Here is a 20,347-nt window from a genome sequence, read left to right as displayed (position 1 = left end):
TTTCTGGTTATTGGATTGCTGCCAAATCAATCCCTATTAATGAAGTAATTGAGACTCATGGCGTCACGCACCTCGATCATCGTATCTCGAGCTATCGCCTGCGCACGCACAGTCCCCTCTATTAACATATCATCAATCATCTTCGGTCTATCGGCATAATAAGCTCGCCGTTCCTGCATCGGCTCCAGAAGCTGCTCAATGGTCGAGGCGATAAGCTGCTTGCACCCCGAGCATCCCATTGTGCCCTTCTCACAGCCTTCGCGTATTTCCAATGAACCTTCCGGGCGAAAAGCCCGGTGATACGCATAGATCGGACAAATATCGGGATGCCCTGGATCGTTCTTGTGAATGCGAGCCGGGTCTGTAACTGCCTTGCGGATTTTGTGAGAAATAACGGCAGGCGATGAGTCCAGCTCAATCGCATTTCCGAGGCTCTTGCTCATCTTCGCGCTGCCATCGGTCCCTAGCAGCCTTGGAAAATCGCCAACAAGCGCCTGCGGCTCAATAAACACAGGCTTATACAATTCATTGAATCGGCGTACGATTTTACGGGTCAGCTCCAAATGCGGAAGCTGGTCATCCCCTACTGGCACGATACTCGCTTTACAAAATGTGATGTCAGCTGCCTGGCTTACCGGATAACCAAGAAATCCATAGTACATATCATCCAAGCCGCTGTTTTTTGATTCTGATTTAATCGTTGGGTTATGCCGCAGCAGATTTACCGTAACGAACATCGAGAACAGCACTGTCAATTCGGCAATTTCCGGCACCATCGACTGCACAAAGATCGTAGCCGATTCAGGCTTGATGCCAACAGCCAAATAATCGAGCGCTACCTCCCGAAGATGGCCTCGTATTAATTCCGGTTTATCAAAATGGGTAGTCAGCGCTTGAACATCGGCAAGCAGGACAAAGGTTTCATACTTGTCTTGAAGCTCGACCCGATTTTTCAGGCTTCCAACGTAATGGCCAAGATGCAGCTTGCCGGTGACACGATCTCCTGTCAGCATTCTTTGTTTCATCATATAAAGTCCTCCTTATTAATGAGACAGTACCTAGTAACTGTCTTGTGAATCGATTTTTGAAAATAGGCATCCCTTTATTCAATCGCCACCACCAGCCATCCTCCATGGCCATCACCCCCTTCAAATCACACAAAAAAAACTTCATCCAAAAGGACGAAGTTATCGTGGTACCACCTTATTTAACCGCAGCTGCTTCATCGTTCAAAGAAGCGCGATCCTCTAGACAGTACGGACACCTGCATGAGGCTCGATACTGCTCCTGTGATAACGGCAGGAACCCCGGCTTTGCCTACTACATCGAAGCGATGATTCGGCCAAGCAACTCCGAAGGCCATTCAATCACGCGCGGGACACCGGTTCACAGCAACCACCGGCTCTCTGAAAGTCCTTGACGCATGTCTACTTACCCTTCATCTTCATTGTTAGATTATGTAATATTTAATATATCCAACCCACATGAGGCTGTCAATCGAAAAATAACCCCATAACTTTAGTGCTGTGCCATCAACAGCTGCTGATACACTCTTCCGCCGGCAAGCAGCTCGTCATGCGTACCGGTTTCCGCTAGCGCCCCCTGATCCATGACGAATATGACGTCGGCATTCTCAATCGTCGAGAGACGATGCGCGATCATGATCGTCGTCTGCCCTTCCCTTCTCGCTTCAAGCGCAGCCAGCAGCTGGCGCTCCGTCTCCAGGTCAAGCGCCGATGTCGCTTCATCCAGCACCAAAATTTCCGGATCGCTGACAATTGCCCTCGCAATCGCAATGCGCTGGCGTTGTCCGCCTGATAGCTTAATGCCCCGTTCGCCTATATTCGTATCGTAGCCCTCAGGCAGCGCCAAAATAAAATCATGAATTTGCGCGATGCGGCAAGCTTCTTCGATATCGGCCTCCGTAACGCCGTCCCTGCCGAGCATTAAATTTTCCCGAATCGTGTCCGAGAACATATAAGGGTCCTGGAATACGATCGATACCTTATCCGCCCACTGCTCGCGGTTGTACTCCTGCGCAGCCATGCCGTTCAGCCTGAGCGTCCCAAGCGAAGGGTCATAGAAACGTACGAGCAGCTGAGCAATCGTTGATTTGCCGCCACCGCTTGTGCCGACGAAAGCGATCTTGCGTCCAATCGGCAGATCAGCCGTAAAGCCGCGGATGACCTCAGAAAGCTCAGGTGAATAGCGAAAGCTTGCGTCGCTAAACGTGAGGCTCTCGATTTTGCGATCCATGCTCTGCCGTCCCGCATCATGCTGCTCCAGCTCCAAAATCCGCTGTACCCTGTCCACGTTCGCCAGCTGCGACGACATACCCATGATGAATTGAAACAGATTATAGAACGAGTCGGACAACTGCGTAGAAAACTGAAATAAAATAACGAACGTGCCAATCGACATATGTTCGTTGATCAGCTGAATCCCGCAATAGCCCAGCACCAGAATGCCAATGCCCCATTTCATCGGGTCGCTGAAGCGGATTTGCCGGTTGACGAGCTTGCCCTCCGCCATCACCTGTTCAAAGTATTCGGAGAACATCTTATTGTAGAGCTTCTCTTCCCACTTCAACCGATGATAGGCAACAACCTCGCGCGTAGACGCGACGCCTTCCTCGATCTGGATGAGCAGCGCGGTGCGCTTCTCCGCTACTTTTCTCGCCTGTGCCTTCAGCTTCGGCGTGAAATAGTAGCCAATCAACACATAAATGGTGCAAAGCCCCACGATCATGAGCAGCAGGATCGGACTAGAGAAGCCGATAATCGTCATCAGGATGCATAGGTTCAGCGTCTCTTGTATACCGCGCGGTATTTGCCAGCCGATTACGCTTGCCGAGATAAACAAATCCTGCGTGAACGAGTAGACGTATTTGCCGGTACGCTCATTTTGAAACCGCTCGATCGGAATGCCTTCGATTCGCTTCAGCATACGCGTAAGCAAGGAGCGGCTAACCGCGAACTCATTGCGAACAAGGCTTCGGCTCGTCATCGTGAACATGAGCGAGTAGACGATGCCAGCGACCGCGAACACGCCAATGACGATGGGAAGCAGCTCATACTTCCCTTTGGTGAACACATCATCGATTAGTATTTTTTGCACATAGACAAGCGTGTAATTGGACACCGATTCCAGCCCGAGATAGAGCAGCACAATCAAATAAGTCCCTTTAAGCATAACTGAGTTCATCCAAAAAATTTTAAGATACTTCATGTGCTACTCTTCCCTCCGCTGCTTCCGATTGACCGATTTCCAGCTCATACAGCAGCCCTTTGCGGGCAATCAGTTCCTCATAGCTTCCAGCCTCCGCAACACGGCCCTCATGGATCACGACAATTTTGTCAAAATGCTTCACCGTCGACAGCCGATGCGCAATCGCAATCGTCGTCCGGTGCACAAGCACCTCATCCAGCGCCCGCTGCACCTCGTATTCGCTTACATTGTCGAGCGAGGAGGTTGCCTCATCGAGCAGAATAACAGCTGGCTGCTTCACGAACATGCGCGCTATTGAGATGCGCTGCTTTTGCCCGCCGGACAGCTTCATCCCCCGCTCGCCGACGAGCGTTTCGTAGCCATCCGGCAGCTGCATGATGAAATCATGCGCGTAAGCCGCTTTCGCGGCAGCGACTACCTCTTCATCGCTCGCTTCCGGCTTGCCGAAGCGGATATTTTCCTTCACTGAGGAGCCGAACAAATAGGTCTCTTGGAACACATAACCGATCGATTCCCGCAAATTCTCCAGCGTCATTTGATGAATCGGTACGCCGTCGAGCTTGATCATCCCAGAGGTAGGATCATAAAAACGTCCGATCATTTTGAACATGGTCGTTTTGCCGTTGCCGCTTGCGCCTACGAAGGCGACCTTCTCGCCTGGCTTTATCTTCAGCGTAAAGCCGTTAATGACCGGAGGCTGCTCGGGATATTGAAAGTACACGTCCTCAAATTCAAGTCCGCCGCGCACCTCGTCAAGAGCAATCGGATCGGTCGGATCATCGATTTCGATCGGCTTGTGCATGAACCTAAAGAGCGGAATCGTCTGATGGATGATCAGCTTCTGCTCCGTAAGCTGCGTGACGAGCAAGGTGAGGCGGAACATCGTAGTCATATACAAGAGGGTGAAGGCGATAAAGCCGCCTAATGAGATCCAATGATTTTGCAAGGAATAATAGCCGGTAATAAAGAGGGCAATCGCGCCCAAATAAAACGTAAACCGCCGAAAGCTTCCCCGCCCGAAGCTGTAGGTTGCGCTAAGCAAATACACCTGCGACCAGTTTTTATGCTTGCCCAGCGTCCGCTCGTGATACCATGGCTGCGAGCCGAAGGCGCGGAATTCACGCAGGCCGGAAATGCTCTCGTATACCGATTGGTTGTAAGCGATCCGCTCTTGGCCGGATTGTCGCCCATAAAGCGCCGCTTTGCGCTCGAAGTAAGGCCCAAATAAATAATACATCCCGAACGTCGGCAGCATGATCAGACATAACCAGCCGCTAATGCTAAGCAGCATTGCGATCGCAACCACAATGAAAAGCAGGTTTTCGATGACGCTTGGCAGGACGTTGCGGTATATTTTCTGGACGGATGCAACCTCCGAGTTGAACATCGACAGCGTCTCTCCCGCAGGATGTTGCTCGTAGTGGGCGAAGCCCAGCTTGCGCAAATGCTTGAAGATCGCAGTCTGCATATCGCGCGAGGCGAGCTCTCCTATCGTCCGCTGCAGCAGATTGCGATAGTTTTTGGCGATGAGCATAAGCAAATTGATGACGGTAAGCGCTGCTAAAATACCGAAAAACAGCGAGGTGTCCTTGTTGACCACGACATGATCGATGACATATTGGATCATCTTGGGCGTAAGCGTCTCTCCCATAACCGCCATCGTTCCGCAGGCCGCAAGCGCCGCGATTTGTTTCTTGTAAGGAAGAAGAAACTTGAGCGCCCATACATAGGAACGCTTCGATTCATCCAGCTCGGCCTTCTGCTTTATTTTGTCCGCTTGCTTCTGTGCACGTTTGCCCTCCTGCTTCGTTATCCTGTCCGCTTCCGCTTGATTATCTGTTTTTTCCAACCTTTATCCCCCCTTGATTGTTATTCTGAAGCCCCTTTTTACATCCTAATTTTTGGCAGTTAGCTTCCTATCATAATTTTGGCCACTTCTTTTGTCAACGTATTAATTGCGTATAAAAGTTCTCTACCGTGTTTGCTGCATGGGGTCGGATAGGCAATAAACGCATAGAAAGCCCGACTGCAGGCTGAAACGCCTTTCAGTCGGACTTTCTATCATAGTCTGGATGACTTGGTTATAATTCCACCATCGCTTTAATAACCTTCGTCTCCGGCTTCAGCCAGCTATCGAAATGATCGATCATCTCCGCAAAAGGCACACGGTGCGTCATGAAGCGGTCCACGTCAATGCTGCCGCTTTTCACAGCCGTAAGGACGGCGGCAAAATCCTCGATCGTCGCGTTGCGGCTGCCCATTAACGTCATTTCCCGCTTGTGGAACTCCGGATCGCTGAAGGAAAGCTCCGCTTTGACGAGGCCTACATATACAAGCTTGCCGCCATGGGCGACGAGGCCAAACGCATCGGTCATCGACCGCGCGTTGCCGGTAGCGTCAAATACGACCGTCGGATACTCGCCATTCGTCAATTCAGCCAGCCGCTCCTTGGCGCCCTGCAGCGCATGAACCGTCTCATCAACTCTCGCCCATTGCTTGCAGAACGCGAGCCGCTCCTCCTGAATGTCCATGGCGATCACCCTCGCACCGCGGTGCTTGGCGAAAGCCATGACGCCAAGCCCGATCGGCCCTGAGCCGATGACAAGAACCGTTTCTCCTGCGCGAAGCTCAGCGCGGCGGACCGCATGCGCTCCGATGCTAAGCGGCTCCAGCACCGCTGCTTGATCAAGCGTCAGCTCATTCGCAACGAGCAGATGTGTAACGGGAACGGCAATAAGCTCGCGCATTCCGCCGTCGATATGAACGCCAAGCACCTGCATATCGGTGCAGCAGTTCGTTTTCCCATTACGGCAGGCGATGCATGATCCGCAGTGCATGTAAGGAATAATGCTTACCTGATCGCCTACTTTGATAGAGCCTTGCAGGGAGCTATCGATCTGCTCGACGGTCCCTGCCAGCTCATGGCCAAGCACGCGCGGATATGTGAAGAAAGGCTGATTTCCCTTATAGGCATGAAGGTCGGTTCCGCATATGCCGATTCTGCGAATCCGAACAATGGCCGTCCCCGGCTGCAAGACTGGCTCCTCCTGCTCCACCAGCCTAAGCTGATCGACTTGCTCACATACGATTGCTCTCACCCTGCAGCTCTCCTTCTATATAATGACATTCGAGTTGTATTCCACTCTTCCGCTTGCCCAGCTCCGATTATGGATAGGCTCAAGAATCGCCAGCACCTCTGCCAGCAGCTCCTCGTCAAGCGGCTCGTCCGTCCATTCGATATTTTTACGTATGTTGTCCGGATTCGCGGTACTCACCAGCGTCGTCGGAATCCGCTCGTTTGCCGTCGCGAATTGCACCGCCAGCTTGGCGATGTCCTCTCCTTTGTCCGTGCAGTGCTCGGCAGCTTTTTGGCAGAGTGCCCGAATATCGGCACCCGCGGGATGCCAGGCTGCGAGCGGGCGGCCTGCTAGCAGGCCCATCGATAACGGAGATGCGCTGACAAGACCCACCTGCTTCTGCTCAAGTAGAGGCAGAATCTCCAGCAAGGACGTGTCATTAAGCGAGTAGTGGCAATAAGAAAGCACGGCATCCAGCTCCGTGCAAGCCAGCGTTTTTTCGAATACCGATAGCGGCAGCCCGGATACACCGGAGAACCGAATTTTTCCCTGCCGCTTTAGCTTATCGAGCGCAAGGAACGCCCCCTCCGCAACCTGCTCGAAGGAAACAAACTCGATATCATGCAGAAACAATATATCGATGTAGTCCGTCTGCAGCCTCTGCAAGCTCTCCTCCACGCTGCTGATGATGCGCTTCTCCGAAAAGTCGAACTGATCCGCGCCATAGCGGCCCGCCTTCGTCGACAAAATAAACCGATCCCGCGCAAGCTCCGCTATCGCCTTGCCCAGCACCGTCTCCGCCTTCGTCAAGCCATAATACGGCGACACGTCAATCAGATTGATGCCCATATCCACCGCCGTATGCACCGTCCGCACGCTTTCCGCATCATCGGTTTCCCTAAACACAGACCCAAGCGACGATGCCCCAAAGCTGAGCGCCGACACCTCCAAGCCCGTCTTGCCAAGCTTGCGATATTTCATCTCTCTCAACACTCCTTATGAGAAGCCATAACTGCCTTATGCAAAAGCTTGCCGCTTACCGCCCTACAAAATAACGCCGTCCTTAAAAATCGCAATTTCCTTAAAGCCATTGCGTTCATTATGGGACTGCGTCTCGCCTGAAGCTAGGCTGATCAGCTGCTCCCACAGCTCATCCGTCAGCGTCTCCATGCTTTTGTCCTCCAGAAGCTGGCCTGCGTTAAAATCGATCCAGTTCTTCTTGCGCCCGGCGAGCTCGCTGTTCGTCGCAATCTTCACCGTCGGCACCGGCCCGCCAAACGGCGTTCCTCTGCCCGTCGTGAACAGCACGATATGCGCGCCTCCCGCGGACAGCGCTGTTACCGATACGAGATCATTGCCCGGCGCCTCCAGCAGATTAAGCCCGCTGCTCGTAATGCGCTCCCCGTAAGGCACAACGTCCTGCACGATCGCATGGCCGCCCTTTTGCGTGCAGCCGAGCGATTTCTCCTCCAGCGTGCTAATGCCCCCAGCCTTGTTGCCAGGTGACGGGTTCTCGTAAATCTCTTGGTCATGCTTTATAAAATATTGCTTGAAATCATTAATCAAATGAACGATTTTGCCAAAAACCTGCTCGTCCGCGGCACGGTTCATCAGAATCGTCTCCGCGCCGAACATTTCCGGCACCTCGGTCAAAATCGCCGTTCCGCCCGCCTCGATCAAACGATCGGACACCGCGCCTACGAGCGGATTGGCCGTTATGCCGGACAAGCCGTCCGAGCCTCCGCATTTTAGTCCAAGCTTCAGCTTCGATACCGGAACCGGCTCTCGCTTAAACCGTTCGGCGTAACGGACCAGCTCTTCAACGAGCGCAAGCGCATCTTCGATTTCATCCTCCGCCTCCTGCGACTTCAGAAACTTCACCCGCTCAGGGCTATGCTCGCCGATCGCCCTCTTGAACGCCTCGATCTGATTATTCTCGCAGCCGAGGCCGATGACGAGCACGCCAGCCGCATTCGGATGGTTCACGAGCGAGGCGAGCAGCTTCTGCGTATGCACAAGATCATCGCCAAGCTGCGAGCAGCCGAACGGATGCGCAAAGTGATACACGCCGTCCACACGTCCCTCATAGAGCGCATGCGCTTTTCGAGCTACAATCTCGCACGTTTTGTTAATGCAGCCCACCGTGTTGATGATCCAAATTTCGTTGCGGATGCCGATGTCGCTATTTTCGCGGATGAAGCCTTGGAAGGTGCGGCTCGCATCAATCGACGATGCCTTGCTATGCTCCAGCTTCGCAGGCTCGTAGGAATAGTCCAGAAAGCCCTTCAAGCCAGTACCCATATTATGCGTATGCACCCAGCTGCCCGGCTCGATATCTTCCTTCGCTACCCCGATGGAATAGCCAAACTTGAGCACATGACCGCCTTTCCTGACAGCACGCGTGAGCACTTTATGCCCTTTCGGCACCTCGTCTTGCAGCGTAACCGTATTCCCTGCTTCCAGCGTCAGCTGATCCCCTTTGGCAAAAGGCTGCAGCGCAATCACGACATGATCCTCCTCATGCAATCTGACCCAGCTATTCACTCGCATATCCCTCCATTTCCGCTATATTTGCACGAACAGCAGCAGCTAACGCCGGCCATTCGGCTGCAAGGTCACGTCCCCAAATGCCAGCAACACTTAGCAGCTTGCGTGTTGTCTCCTCAAGAGGCCAACGCTGCTCCTCCGCTTCCGACCATATCGCCGCAATCGCCTCCAGCATGCCAGCATCATCCCGTACCGTATAGGAAGCGCCGCTTAACGTCTTCCCTTCGAAGCCTGCCTCTGTCCGCTTTACCTTGTAATAACGCAGCAAGCCGGCGAAGCCTTGCGCAAGCCCGCTAGGTACAGCCTTGCCGTCTTCCGCATAATGAAGCAGGGAAGGCAGCAGCCGCACCTTGAATTTGCTTAAGCTATTCATCGCAATATCAGCAAGCCGGTGACGAATGAATGGATTCAAGAAACGCTCGTATACATCCTCCGCGTAAACACGAAGCTCTGACTCATCAACCGAAATCGAAGGAATAATTTCCGTCTCTACCGTCGTCCTCACAAGCGGTCCCAGCACCGCATGCTCCATCGCCTCGCGCACCTGCTCCACGTCATGCAGCAGCCCGAGCGGCGTCATGAGCGTATGCGCTCCATTTAAGATCCTAACCTTTCTTAGCTGGAACGGCTTCAAATCTGCAACCCAGTGCACATTGAGGCCTGCCTCCCGCAGCGGCAGCAGCTTCTCAAGCTCCGGCTCCGCCTCAATCGCCCACAGATGGTAAGGCTCCGCCGTGCTCAGCATCGAATCGGAATAACCCCATTCACTGAACCAGCTCTCCGCCTGCGCTTCATCCGGATAGCCCGTAACGATTCGATCCACAAGCGAATTCAAAAACCGATTATGCGTGATGACCCATTCCTTGAATGCCTCGGAATAGCCCCAATCGTCGCTATAGCGGAGTACACAGCTGCGAAGCTCATTCCCGTTGCGCTCCAGCAGCTCGCAGGGCAAGCACACCAAGCCGCGCTCGGGATCTCCGTTAAAATGATTAAATCTGCGATAAAGCAGCTGCGTCAGCTTGCCGGGAAACGACTGAATCGGCTGTCCTTCTGTCAGCTCCTCAGGCCGGTAGGCAAGTCCCGCTTCCGTTGTATTGGATACGACGACCTGCAGGTCAGCATTTTCAGCTAAAGCGAGATAAGCCTCCCAGTCCGAATAAGGGTCAAATACGGCGCCGAACACCGAAATCACTTCCGTCCGCTCCACTCGCTCCCCATTTTCCAAGCCGCGAATGACCAGCGTATATAATCCATCCTGCCCGGCAAGCGCGTCGATCTTCGGCTTGCCGCCTGGACGCGGCTGCGTGACCGCGATACTTCCCTCATACAAGCCTTTCTTCCGGCATTCATGCAGCATCCAGTCAAAGAAGCCGCGCAAAAAGTTGCCTTCGCCAATCTGCAGCACCGTCACCTTCGCTTGCTTCGCTGCCTCGTATAATCGCGTCTGCTCCTCATTTAACTTGCTATGGTTTAACGTTGTCATAGGCGATAAAACTCCTTTGCATTTAGTCCGAACAGCCGCTCTCGCATAGGTTCCGTCCAAGCCTCCGGCAGCGCCTGCTCAAGCACAGCCACAACATCATCGTAGCTTGCTGCCAGCAGGCTGACCGGCCAATCGCTGCCGAACATGACGCGGCCCTCTCCGAACACCTCCAGCACATGCTGGATATACGGAGTAAAATCAGCAGGCTTCCAGCTATCGTGATCACCCTCGGTCACCATGCCCGAGAGCTTGCAGTAAATATGGGGATGGGCGGCAATTTGGCTCATTTGGCTTTTCCAAGGCTCAAGCAACCCGTCCTTAATACCCGGCTTCGCGATATGGTCAATGACCGCATGCAGGCCGGGCACCCTATCCAGCAGCATGATCAATGGCTCCAGCTGATGCGATACGACAAGCAAATCTACGGGCACACCCTTTTCCGCAAAAAAAGTGAGCGCTTCCACAAAGCTTGGCGCAAGGATCGCGTTCGCATCAGGCATCTCTTGGATCATTACGCGAAAGCCAACAAACTTCGGATGCTGCGCAAAGCGCTCATAATGAGTGCGGTAATCCGGATCTGCAAGATCCAGCCAAGCAACTACGCCTGCTATCGTATCGGAAGCTTCGCTTAATGCGAGCAAATAATCGGTTTCCGCAAGCGTGGCGGCCGCCTGAACGACAATTGATCCGTCCAGCTTATGTTTATGTAAATGAGGCTCTAAATGCTGCGGCAAAAAATCTCGGTACAGCACCGGAATTTCCGGTGTAATCCAGCCGTAATCCCCTCGCTCAATGCTCCAATAATGCTGATGTGCATCCAATCTCATCGCTTCCGCCTCTTTTCTAGCCGATTAGGTTCCTCTTTATTATAAAAAACAATATTGATCTCTGAAATAATCAATACACGCATATTTGTACTCTTTTTTGATATTTGCTACAATCAGGCTGACAAACTACCCGAAGGAGGTGAAGCGATGAATCCGTATCGCAAAAGGTTCGATGCTAATACCCCCTTTCCATTCGAATGCGTCTATCGGGATACCAAAAGCGCGCAAAACGAGCTGCCCGACCATTTCCACGATTGGTATGAGCTGGTCTACATTTATAGCGGAAGGGGCTCCTTTTTTATCGACCAAACCTTCTATGACGCCGCCCCCGGCGATATCTTTCTCATTCCCGGCAACACCATCCACCGCTCCTTTCCCGATCCAGAGGATCCGAAGACGTCAACCGCTCTGTTCTTTAACGCTTCGCTCGTTCACAGCCCGCCGCTTGGCGATGCCTTCTCCTATTTGCGCTGCTTCGAGCAGGCCAAGCGCCGCAAAGCCTATAAGCTGCCAGCAGCGCTTGTTGCCGATAAGCAGCAAATTATCGGTTTCATCGATCGCATACATGACGAGGAGACAGACAAGCTGCCCGGCTATCGACAGGCCGTTCTGCTTCATCTGCAGCAACTGTTGCTGCTGCTCGGACGTACCCTTAACCCTGCAGAAGAAGGGCAAGCGCTATCCACATCAGCACCGGGCTGGATGACCGCTACTTTAACCTATATCGACGAGCATCCAGGCAGCTCCCTCGGCTTGTCGCAGCTGGCGAAGCGCGCCTCCGTTACCCCTGCCCACTTTTCGCGCGTCTTCAAGAAGCTGACGAGCATGAACGTTACGGAATACGTCACGACCAAACGGATTATTCGCGCCAAGGAGCTGCTTATGGAGAGCGATGCCAATATCGCTGGCATCGCCGAGCAGTGCGGCTTCGAGAGTCTTCCGCATTTTCACCGTATGTTCAAAAAACTAACGGGCATGACACCCTCGCATTACAAAAGGAATGAGTAATTATCATTCGTCCGCATACGCCCTGGTCAGCAGTCAAGAAATTGGGCAACAGCGATATGAAAACATAAGGGCTGCTCCAACAGGTCGAATAAACCTCATTGGACAGCCCTTATTGTTGCTATTGCATATTAGCGATTTGGCGCAATGGCCTCATCGCTTGAAACCCGCCAGTTGACCAACCTGCCATGCTACTGCAAAGCTTCTCCTGCATGTTAGCTGCTACGTCCCAAACAATCGCAATAGCAGGATACCCGCGAACGCAAGTGAAATGCCGATAACCTCAATCGTTTTGAACTTTTCCTTTACGAAGAAGCGCGTATAAAGAAGGACAATCAACACATTAAGGGCAGCAACTGCGGATACGAGTCCGGCTTTGCCAAGGGAGAATGCCGTTACTATGAGCATCATGCCAACCCCATTTGATATCCCGATAGCGAGTCCGACAAGATAAGTGCGCTTGCCGCTCCACGCAACTGGATGGTTGTCTGCGATAACGCTGGAAGCATGCTGCGACACGCGTACCTCACCGCCTGCAGAGCTTCCGCCCTGAAGAGCAAACGCCCGCTTGCCCCGCTCGCTCTGCAAATCCCGCAGCCACCATATGCCAAAGCAGGCCGTTCCCGTCATAAACACAAAAAACATCGTCGGGAACAAATCCGCCTCCATCATCGTCGACCACTTGCCTGACAAATCGTTTGCCGCAAACATCAGCATCGCCAGCAAGCCCCACTGTGCCCCTTGCAAATTCCGAAGCGAGATGTCGTTCGACATCCGAACCAGCAGCACGCCGCTTATTATAACGACAAACGCAATAAGCTGCATAGCATGAAGCTTCTCGTTCCACAGTCCAAAAGCAACGATAACTACAACTACCGACGGAAGCGCCGTTAGTATTGCGACGAGCGATGCCTTTCCAACCGCAAACCCTTTAAACATGCTCGCATTGCCGCCGAAGGAGAACAATCCCATTTGTATCCCGATTAGTGTTGCCATCGTCCAGTCCGACGAAAATACTAGCGCGCAAATGCCGTTTATTATTGCACCCATGCTGAATGTACCGCAGAGCAATAAATTACGGTTGAGCGGCCTTTGACTCGTCCAATGATAAAGTATACCTCGCACACCAAAGACTAGGGCAGCGAAGACCGAATAAGTAAGCCACATGAGAGCAAGAAGCCCCTTTCCTTGATTCCATCCGATAAGGACGATAAACATAACAGAGTCTATCATATCAAGCCGAATCCATTTTGTCTGCACTGAATAAGGCCGGGTTTGAATGCGCTATGCCTGCAAAAAATAAAAGTATTGGCTGAAATTAACACTGACCTTATAATATCGATAGTGGCAGTTTTATCGTCTTTTTTACTGCGCTAGCATCCTATAAAAAACAAGGGGATTTTAATGGCACACGCTGCAAACAGACCGTATTTGCCCCAACTCGACATCTTTCGAGCCTTCGGTATTTTAGCGGTCCTCATGATTCACGCTACATCTTCGATTGTAGCAAGCTACGATCACCAGGCTACGCTTTATCCTCTTTACATTTTTTTGAACAACTTTACTAAGTTTGCAGTTCCCGTCTTCATTTTTTTAAGCGGCTTCGTGCTTTTTTACAACTACTTCGACAAGCCCTTCACGGCAAAAACGATCGGTCAATTTTACAAAAAAAGAATGTCCAAAATATTGGTTCCGTTTCTCTTATTCTCTTTTTTGTATTATGGCTTTACGACGCTGGCGCAGTATGGCTTTACCGACATTCAGACCTTTATCGGCTACTTTACGTCGTTTCATTTTCTCAAGCTGCTCGTCATCGGCAAAACCTACACGCATCTTTATTTTGTCGTAATCATTATTCAATTTTATGCGCTTGCTCCGCTCATGCTGTATGCCGTCAAACGATTTCCAGCGCTTGGCAAGCATATCGTCTGGATAGGCCTGCTCGTGCAATGGCTATTTGTGTATAAGCTCATCGCGCTGCTTCACCTCAAATACCCGGGAAGCTATTCGTTTACCTATATGTTTTATTTTACAGCTGGCGCTTTTATCGGCATTTATTACTTGAAGCTGGCAGAGTGGATCAATCTCACGAGAGAAAACGTAACGCCTCAAAAAATAATGACAACGATTGGGCTATGGGCGTTGTTCATATCGTCAAGCATCGTTATGGTCTATTTTTATTACGAGAACCGGGTAAATAAAATATCGGTCTTCCGTACCGATCTATTAGAGCTGGTAGATGAGCTGCGATGCGTGACCGCGGGCATTGTGCTGCTTCAAATTTCCTTTTGGATCTATACATCATGGAACAAATGGGCGGTCAGCGTGTTTTTACATATCGGTGCCACCTCCTTTGGCATCTATTTGGTCCATCCCGTCATCTTGTTTGTATACCGCAAAATAAACGTAAGCGCCTATCCGCTGCTGTATCACATATGGGCGGCAGGCGGGGTCGTGCTTGCATTGCTCATTCCTTGGGCGATCGTATCTCTGTGCGCACCGTTTAGATGGCACTGGCTGCTGTTCGGTCCGCTTCCTTCGAAGAAGAAGCAGCCCGCTGCCCCGAGTCAGTCAAGTATTCAAGCGTAATTAAAAAGAAGAGCCGTCCGATCGCTTGATTAAGCGCGGACGGCTCTTCTTTGTTTCAAGATGCTTCCTCAGTCTCCTCATCCGATCTGATTTCCCGCTTCTCGTCATTCAGCTCATATAGCAATTGATCATTCGCATCATAGGCAAGCAGCCTGTTACTCCCGGATGCATGTAGCCTCTCCCCCTCCTTCGAGATTCGAATGGAGCGGGCAGCTTGATAGATCCCGTCTTTAATAATGGCTTCCTGCTCGTATCCATCCCACCACACCATGTGCAGCCGGTTTATTTTGGGATCATTAAGCTGTCCAACGTAATAATAATGCTGATGCTTCCCAAAGGTAGACATGCCGCCGCGAAAGCTAAGTAAAATTTGAGGATCCAATTCTCCACCAAACCCGCCGCCTCGGTTATTCCATAACAGTCCAAGCGTGCGGTTTGCGAATATCTGGTGATAAATGGAATTTTCGCGGTCAACGATACTTAGCAGCTCATAGCCTTGGCCAGTCTTGGCTCTTATGGCAATAGGAGCGTTAGGCATCTCCATCATATTTAAAGTATTCTTCACAACCTTCTCGATCCGAAAAGAGCTTTGCGAGTACAGGGCTATATAGACGATAAAAACGGACAACAGAATGAATCCCCATCGAATCAAGTGTCCCTTCAGCAATTTGCTCGATTTACCCATTAATTTGTCTTCCCTCCTTCAAGCGAGACCTGAAACGAGAAGGACTCCCCATAGGCTTCCTTAAAAACCGTAATGGATTTGATGCCTGCAGGCACATCGTTGAAATTAAACGCACCGCTTGATTTATAAATATTGTTGGAGGAGCCTGAAGATTGATAATCCAATACCTCATTGGTATCGGTTTTCACCTGAATGTTATTAGGCAAATTATGATATCTAAATAGTCCCTTCGATGTCATATATATGATCAGCTTTCCATCCCCATAAACAACGCCATCCAAGCTGATTTTTTTATTAAAATAAGTTTGCTTGTCAGCCTTCACTTCGTAATAGTGACCCTTTTTCTTAGCCGCGCTAAGCTCTTCATCCCGATCGAACAGGTCAAAGATCGGCAGCACCAGCAGAAGCGCCAGCCCTCCTACTACAATAAGCAGCAGCCATTCTACCGCAACCAAAGCTTTTCTCATACATTCCTCCCCTTGATGCTAGGCAATAAGTAGATTACTTTTAATTAGTTACTTCATTTAATTCATACGTTGTGCTACGATATGACTAACGTTTTTATATAGTATGGGCTTTGAATGATGATTTTTCCAGTATTTTGTACAAGATATAAACATTAGGAGATGTGTTGGCAACTCATTATAGAGGAGGAATTGCGATGTCTACATTTTTGGACCCGCATATTACGCTGGGCGAAGTAAAGCTAAAGGTCAGTCAATTGGATCGATCGATTCAGTTCTATGAGGAGGTTGTCGGGTTAAAGGTGCTGCAGCATGATGAGGCGAAGCGCGTAGCTTCTTTCACTGCTGATGGGCAGCACACGCTGCTCGTACTGGAGGAAGTGCCAAATGCGATCGTGCCGCAAAGAAGGTCAAATGCGGGATTGTACCATTTTGCCATACTGCTGCCGGATCGCCCTTCCTTGTCGCTCGCTTTGCGCAACTTGATTCAAACGGGCATTCATATCGGGCAGGCTGATCATCTCGTAAGCGAGGCGCTATACATTGCAGATCCGGACCATAACGGCATCGAAATTTATGCGGACCGCTCGCGTGCGGAGTGGAAGCGCGATGCCGGAGGCAATTATGTGATGGCAACCGATCCGCTCGACATTGAAAGCTTGCTTGCCGAAAGCGAAGGGCTTGAATGGAACGGCCTGCCGCAAGGCACCGTCATTGGACATATCCATCTTCATGTCGGTGATTTGCGGACATCGCGGGCTTACTATGAGGGCAAGCTTGGCTTCGATGTGGTTGGAGACTATGCGCAAATGTCGGCTGTATTCGTTTCGGCTGGAGGCTATCATCACCATATCGGAATGAACATTTGGGCTGGCGTTGGCGCTGTTTTGCCGCCGGCTAATACGGTGGGCTTGTCCTATTATACGATCGTATTTCCGACTCCCGCTTCTCGTGACACATGGCTCGAGCGCCTGCGCGGCGAAGGTGTTCAGACTACTGCGCTTGGAAGCGCGTTTGTAGTTCACGATCCTTCCGGCATCGCTATCCACGCGACCGTCAAAGCCGATTAATGAAGCGCCGCGCTTTGTCCGTAAATGGTGCGGTACATTTTCGGAGATACACCCTCAGATGAACGGAACACGCGTATAAAATAACTCGCTTGTGCGAACCCGCACTGCGCCGCAACCTCTGTCACGGATAAAGCCGTTGTCGCAAGCAGCAGCTTCGCCGCATCGATGCGGCATTCCGTGACATAGTGATTCGGCGTCTTCCCCATTACCTGCTGAAACAGCCTGAGAAAGTGATAAGAGCTATAACCTGCCAGCTCCGCCATCCGCTCCAAACTCCACGGCTCCTTGCATCGATGCCGGATTTGATCGGCCGCTGCCCGGATCGCATTTTGCTTCTCCAGTGCCGAAGAACCCTCCAGCCTTACCGAATGCTGCACCAGCTCGACTAGTATTTCATAAAGCAGCGCCGAGAGGCGCGGCTCATTGCTCGTCTCAAAGGGGCTGCATAGCGCGTACATTTCCTCCGTCAGCTCCTCGAATCGCTCGCGATTGGAGAACGTAAACAGCCAGCCCCCGGAATCATCGGCCTCTCTCAGCATCGGCAGCGGAATATTTGTCTCAAAATGAATCCAGCGTACATCCCACGGATCGTCCGGGCTTGAGCCGTACTGCTGAAAAGCATGCTTCGGAAATAGAAAGCCGTCTCCCGCCCGCAGCGCAAGCCGCTCCCCTCCGCCTCCGTTCATCACATAGCCGCTTCCTTCAAATATCAGATGCAAGTTATAATGCTTCAATTGCCCCTGCTCCCTGCGCTCGGCGTGCTGCGGAAACGCATTGTAGCGGCCGAATAAATCAGGATAGCAGACGTACTGGGAAAAAGCCGGATTCGGTACGATATAGTGTTTGCGCACGCTTTTCGCCTCCTTCTTCAAGTTCGCAATATTGTATCATGAATCGCAGGATATTGTCATTTACGGTTAATATGAATGATTTTAGAATAGGTATTATGAGGTTGCATTCGCAATATATTCGCATAAAAAAACTTCGAGTTCGAGGAGGAGCATAATATGAAGCATACCGACGCGTTAAAAGAATTTCACCTTGGCGTCTGCTATTACCCGGAGCATTGGCCTGAATCGTTGTGGGAGGATGACTTCCGCCGGATGCGCGAGCTTGGATTCTCGATCGTTCGCGTAGCGGAATTCGCTTGGTCGATTTTTGAGCCGCAGGAGGGCGTTTTTTCATTCGAGCTGTTCGATCGCGCGCTTGATCTAGCCCACAAGCATGGACTGAAGGTTATCGTAGGGACGCCAACAGCTACACCGCCTGCTTGGCTGACCCATAAATATCCCGAGGTGCTGAATGTTACGCAGGATGGAGTAACGCTGCACCACGGCCTGCGCCGCCATTATAACTACAGCAGTCAAAAGTACCGCGAGCTGTCCGCTATCATTACTCGGCAAATGGCTGAGCACTATAAAAATCATCCCGCCGTTATCGGCTGGCAGATCGACAATGAATTCAACTGCGAGATCAGTGAGTTTTACGCGCCTGCCGATCATGATGCTTTCCGCGTATGGCTGCAGGAGAAATACGGCTCGCTGGAGCGGCTGAATGAAGCATGGGGAACCGTGTTCTGGAGCCAAACGTATTCGGACTGGGAGCAAGTATTTTTGCCGCGTCCAACACCGGCGCAAAAACAGCCCAATCCGCATCAAGCGCTCGACGAGAAACGTTTTATATCGGACAACACGATTTCCTACGCTAAGGTGCAGGGAGATATTTTGCGCGAGGTTGCCCCTAATCACTGGGTAACGACAAATGGACTGTTCGGGCATTTGGACAGCCACCGGATGAATGACGAGCTGCTCGACTTTTTCAGCTATGATTCATATCCGCAGTTCTCCACCATTTTTTACGATAAAAACGAAGAAAACCCGCTGGCTGACAGAGGCTGGAGCCAGACGCTTGGAGCGGTTCGCTCGATCTCGCCGAACTTCGCCATTATGGAGCAGCAGTCAGGTCCGGGCGGCTGGGTGAATCGGATGGATATGCCTTCACCTAAGCCTGGGCAAATGCGTCTGTGGACATATCAATCGATTGCCCATGGCGCGAATATGGTGCTCTATTTCCGCTGGCGGACCGCGACGGTTGGGAACGAAATCTATTGGCATGGCATTAACGATTACCATAATAAGCCGAACCGACGCGTTCGCGAGGCTGGCCAGATCGGCGCGGAGCTTGCGCAAGCCGGCAATCGCATCGCAGCTACTCAATATAAAGCGGAGGTCGCGCTGCTTCGCGACTACGACAACGAATGGGACGGCGAATACGACGTATGGCATGGCCCGTTCGCTAGGCAAAGCGGCAAAGCATGGTTTAAGGCGCTGAACCGCCGGCATATTCCAACCGATACGCTGTATGTGCGCAGCGGTACGACGAGCAGGGGAACAACGAGCGGCGGCACAACAATCGAGGATTTGAGGCGATACAAGGTGCTTGTCTATCCGCATCCTGCCATTATGCGCGATGAGACGGCAGCGCTTCTTGAGCAATATACGCGCGAAGGCGGCATTGTTATTTTCGGCTGCCGGACCGGCTACAAAAATGAGCATGGCCATTGCTACATGCGCCCGTTCCCGGGAGCGGCTGCCGGATTATGCGGCATTTCCGTTGAAGAATTTACGATGGTCAAAGGCACGCGCGCAGCCACTTCGATGAAGTGGAGCGGCGGCAGCGAAGCTTTGACAGGCGCGGACTCATTCAACGATATTCTCTGCGTGGAAAGCGATTCGGTCGAAGTTGTCGCCCATTATGCCTCTGACTACTATGCAGGCAAGCCTGCTGTCACGAAGAACAGCTTCGGCAAGGGGCAAGCATGGTACTTCGGCGCTGTGTTTAACGAAGCTTCTGCCGCTCAAATGATTGAACAGCTTGGACTCGTGTCGCCTGCTGCAAGCTGGCTCACTCTTCCTCACGAGGTTGAGCTAGCCATCCGCGAGGATGAAGCAGGACCGCTCCATTTCCTGCTCAACTACAGCGAGCAGCCTGCGACGATTACGCTCAGCGAGGAGAAAACCGACCTCCTTACAGGCAACAGGCTAAGCGGCACCGTCACTCTCGAAGGCTATGGCGTCGTTGTGCTAAGCTAAAGCAATTTCACAGCCGGGCTCTAAGTGAGCCCGGTTTTTTTTGCGTGATTATGCTCGCCCCTCCTCGCTCTCCTTCTGATGCGGCGCAGCTGCTGCTGCCCATTCTCCCTCGATCTGCACTCTAATGCGCCGCAGTCGTATGAATAGATCTACAAAGTAGATCTATTTCCTTCAAACTAACCAAAACCCCAGAAATAGGTCTAGAATATAGACCTATTTTGCCCGTTCTCCCTCGATCTGCGCTCAGATACGCCGCAGCCGTATGAATAGATCTACA

16 protein-coding genes and 1 other annotated feature are annotated in these 20,347 nt (G+C 51.7%); of the genes, 4 read left to right on the top strand and 12 right to left on the bottom strand.

The genetic code is table 11. The annotated features are described in order from the left end of the window. Positions 1-26 precede the first annotated feature (26 nt). From trpS to HI950_RS19370, 8 genes are all read right to left on the bottom strand, one after another. A complete protein-coding gene (trpS, locus tag HI950_RS19405) occupies positions 27-1,028 on the bottom strand; it encodes a tryptophan--tRNA ligase (protein ID WP_223285385.1) in 1,002 nt (333 codons plus the stop codon). Positions 1,029-1,174: 146 nt separating this feature from the next. Beyond that, positions 1,175-1,454: a binding site (T-box leader), on the bottom strand. A 64-nt stretch (positions 1,455-1,518) separates the two neighbouring features. Beyond that, on the bottom strand, positions 1,519-3,228 hold the full coding sequence (locus tag HI950_RS19400; protein WP_169087848.1) for an ABC transporter ATP-binding protein: 1,710 nt from the start codon (positions 3,226-3,228) through the stop codon (positions 1,519-1,521). Further along, positions 3,215-5,077 (bottom strand): ABC transporter ATP-binding protein, encoded by a 1,863-nt coding sequence (locus HI950_RS19395; protein WP_169087847.1) that lies wholly within the window; start codon positions 5,075-5,077, stop codon positions 3,215-3,217. Before HI950_RS19395 ends, HI950_RS19400 begins: the two co-directional genes overlap by 14 nt. Before the next feature lie 232 nt (positions 5,078-5,309). Then, positions 5,310-6,326 carry a zinc-binding alcohol dehydrogenase family protein gene (locus HI950_RS19390; protein ID WP_169087846.1) on the bottom strand — a complete coding sequence of 339 codons (1,017 nt, stop codon included), beginning with the start codon at positions 6,324-6,326 and terminating at the stop codon, positions 5,310-5,312. A gap of 15 nt (positions 6,327-6,341) precedes the next feature. Then, positions 6,342-7,286, bottom strand: coding sequence for an aldo/keto reductase (locus HI950_RS19385; RefSeq protein ID WP_169087845.1), 945 nt, complete (start codon positions 7,284-7,286; stop codon positions 6,342-6,344). 63 nt (positions 7,287-7,349) lie between these two features. Continuing rightward, entirely contained in the window at positions 7,350-8,849 is a 1,500-nt protein-coding gene (locus HI950_RS19380; protein ID WP_317618410.1) for a UxaA family hydrolase, read from the bottom strand. Beyond that, on the bottom strand, positions 8,842-10,338 hold the full coding sequence (locus HI950_RS19375; protein ID WP_169087843.1) for a tagaturonate reductase: 1,497 nt from the start codon (positions 10,336-10,338) through the stop codon (positions 8,842-8,844). Before HI950_RS19375 ends, HI950_RS19380 begins: the two co-directional genes overlap by 8 nt. After that, complete coding sequence (locus tag HI950_RS19370; RefSeq protein WP_169087842.1) at positions 10,335-11,165, bottom strand: amidohydrolase family protein; 831 nt, start codon at positions 11,163-11,165, stop codon at positions 10,335-10,337. The genes HI950_RS19375 and HI950_RS19370 overlap by 4 nt, the downstream gene beginning before the upstream one ends. A 147-nt stretch (positions 11,166-11,312) precedes the next feature. On the opposite strand from HI950_RS19370, the gene HI950_RS19365 reads away from it, so the two are divergent. Further along, on the top strand, positions 11,313-12,173 hold the full coding sequence (locus tag HI950_RS19365; RefSeq protein ID WP_169087840.1) for an AraC family transcriptional regulator: 861 nt from the start codon (positions 11,313-11,315) through the stop codon (positions 12,171-12,173). A 219-nt stretch (positions 12,174-12,392) separates the two neighbouring features. On the opposite strand, the gene HI950_RS19360 is transcribed toward HI950_RS19365, so the two are convergent. Beyond that, entirely contained in the window at positions 12,393-13,403 is a 1,011-nt protein-coding gene (locus HI950_RS19360) for an EamA family transporter (RefSeq protein ID WP_223285384.1), read from the bottom strand. Between the two features lie 171 nt (positions 13,404-13,574). On the opposite strand from HI950_RS19360, the gene HI950_RS19355 reads away from it, so the two are divergent. Continuing rightward, positions 13,575-14,759, top strand: coding sequence for an acyltransferase (locus HI950_RS19355; RefSeq protein WP_169087838.1), 1,185 nt, complete (start codon positions 13,575-13,577; stop codon positions 14,757-14,759). A gap of 55 nt (positions 14,760-14,814) precedes the next feature. Here the strand turns inward: HI950_RS19355 and HI950_RS19350 are convergent, their stop codons facing one another. Together HI950_RS19350 and HI950_RS19345 are read right to left on the bottom strand one after the other, a co-directional pair. Next, the gene (locus HI950_RS19350) at positions 14,815-15,444 is read right to left on the bottom strand and encodes a hypothetical protein (RefSeq protein ID WP_169087836.1); all 630 of its coding nucleotides are present in this window, start codon (positions 15,442-15,444) and stop codon (positions 14,815-14,817) included. Continuing rightward, positions 15,444-15,911: a hypothetical protein gene (locus HI950_RS19345; protein WP_169087834.1), complete on the bottom strand. Its 468-nt coding sequence runs from the start codon at positions 15,909-15,911 to the stop codon at positions 15,444-15,446. Before HI950_RS19345 ends, HI950_RS19350 begins: the two co-directional genes overlap by 1 nt. 194 nt (positions 15,912-16,105) lie before the next feature. Here HI950_RS19345 and HI950_RS19340 point away from each other — a divergent pair, with 194 nt between their 5' ends. Then, complete coding sequence (locus HI950_RS19340) at positions 16,106-16,978, top strand: VOC family protein (RefSeq protein WP_169087832.1); 873 nt, start codon at positions 16,106-16,108, stop codon at positions 16,976-16,978. Here HI950_RS19340 and HI950_RS19335 read toward each other — a convergent pair. Beyond that, positions 16,975-17,829, bottom strand: coding sequence for a helix-turn-helix transcriptional regulator (locus HI950_RS19335; protein WP_169087831.1), 855 nt, complete (start codon positions 17,827-17,829; stop codon positions 16,975-16,977). The genes HI950_RS19340 and HI950_RS19335 overlap by 4 nt on opposite strands. 156 nt (positions 17,830-17,985) lie before the next feature. Between HI950_RS19335 and HI950_RS19330 the strand changes: the two genes are divergently transcribed. Next, positions 17,986-20,070, top strand: coding sequence for a beta-galactosidase (locus tag HI950_RS19330; protein WP_169087829.1), 2,085 nt, complete (start codon positions 17,986-17,988; stop codon positions 20,068-20,070). Positions 20,071-20,347: the final 277 nt, after the last annotated feature.

Origin of the sequence: Paenibacillus sp. PL91 (genome assembly GCF_012935325.2) — a bacterium.
Classification (GTDB): Bacteria; Bacillota; Bacilli; order Paenibacillales; family Paenibacillaceae; genus Pristimantibacillus.
The sequence above is the reverse complement of the archived record's forward strand: the minus strand, read 5'-3'. Positions and strand labels throughout refer to the sequence as shown.

Coding starts and splice junctions, on each gene's coding strand:
- trpS (WP_223285385.1), bottom strand. CDS start 1,028: ATGATGAAACAAAGAATGCTGACAGGAGATCGTGTCACCGGCAAGCTG.
- HI950_RS19400 (WP_169087848.1), bottom strand. CDS start 3,228: ATGAAGTATCTTAAAATTTTTTGGATGAACTCAGTTATGCTTAAAGGG.
- HI950_RS19385 (WP_169087845.1), bottom strand. CDS start 7,286: ATGAAATATCGCAAGCTTGGCAAGACGGGCTTGGAGGTGTCGGCGCTC.
- HI950_RS19375 (WP_169087843.1), bottom strand. CDS start 10,338: ATGACAACGTTAAACCATAGCAAGTTAAATGAGGAGCAGACGCGATTA.
- HI950_RS19370 (WP_169087842.1), bottom strand. CDS start 11,165: ATGAGATTGGATGCACATCAGCATTATTGGAGCATTGAGCGAGGGGAT.
- HI950_RS19365 (WP_169087840.1), top strand. CDS start 11,313: ATGAATCCGTATCGCAAAAGGTTCGATGCTAATACCCCCTTTCCATTC.
- HI950_RS19360 (WP_223285384.1), bottom strand. CDS start 13,403: ATGATAGACTCTGTTATGTTTATCGTCCTTATCGGATGGAATCAAGGA.
- HI950_RS19355 (WP_169087838.1), top strand. CDS start 13,575: ATGGCACACGCTGCAAACAGACCGTATTTGCCCCAACTCGACATCTTT.
- HI950_RS19350 (WP_169087836.1), bottom strand. CDS start 15,444: ATGGGTAAATCGAGCAAATTGCTGAAGGGACACTTGATTCGATGGGGA.
- HI950_RS19345 (WP_169087834.1), bottom strand. CDS start 15,911: ATGAGAAAAGCTTTGGTTGCGGTAGAATGGCTGCTGCTTATTGTAGTA.
- HI950_RS19340 (WP_169087832.1), top strand. CDS start 16,106: ATGTCTACATTTTTGGACCCGCATATTACGCTGGGCGAAGTAAAGCTA.
- HI950_RS19330 (WP_169087829.1), top strand. CDS start 17,986: ATGAAGCATACCGACGCGTTAAAAGAATTTCACCTTGGCGTCTGCTAT.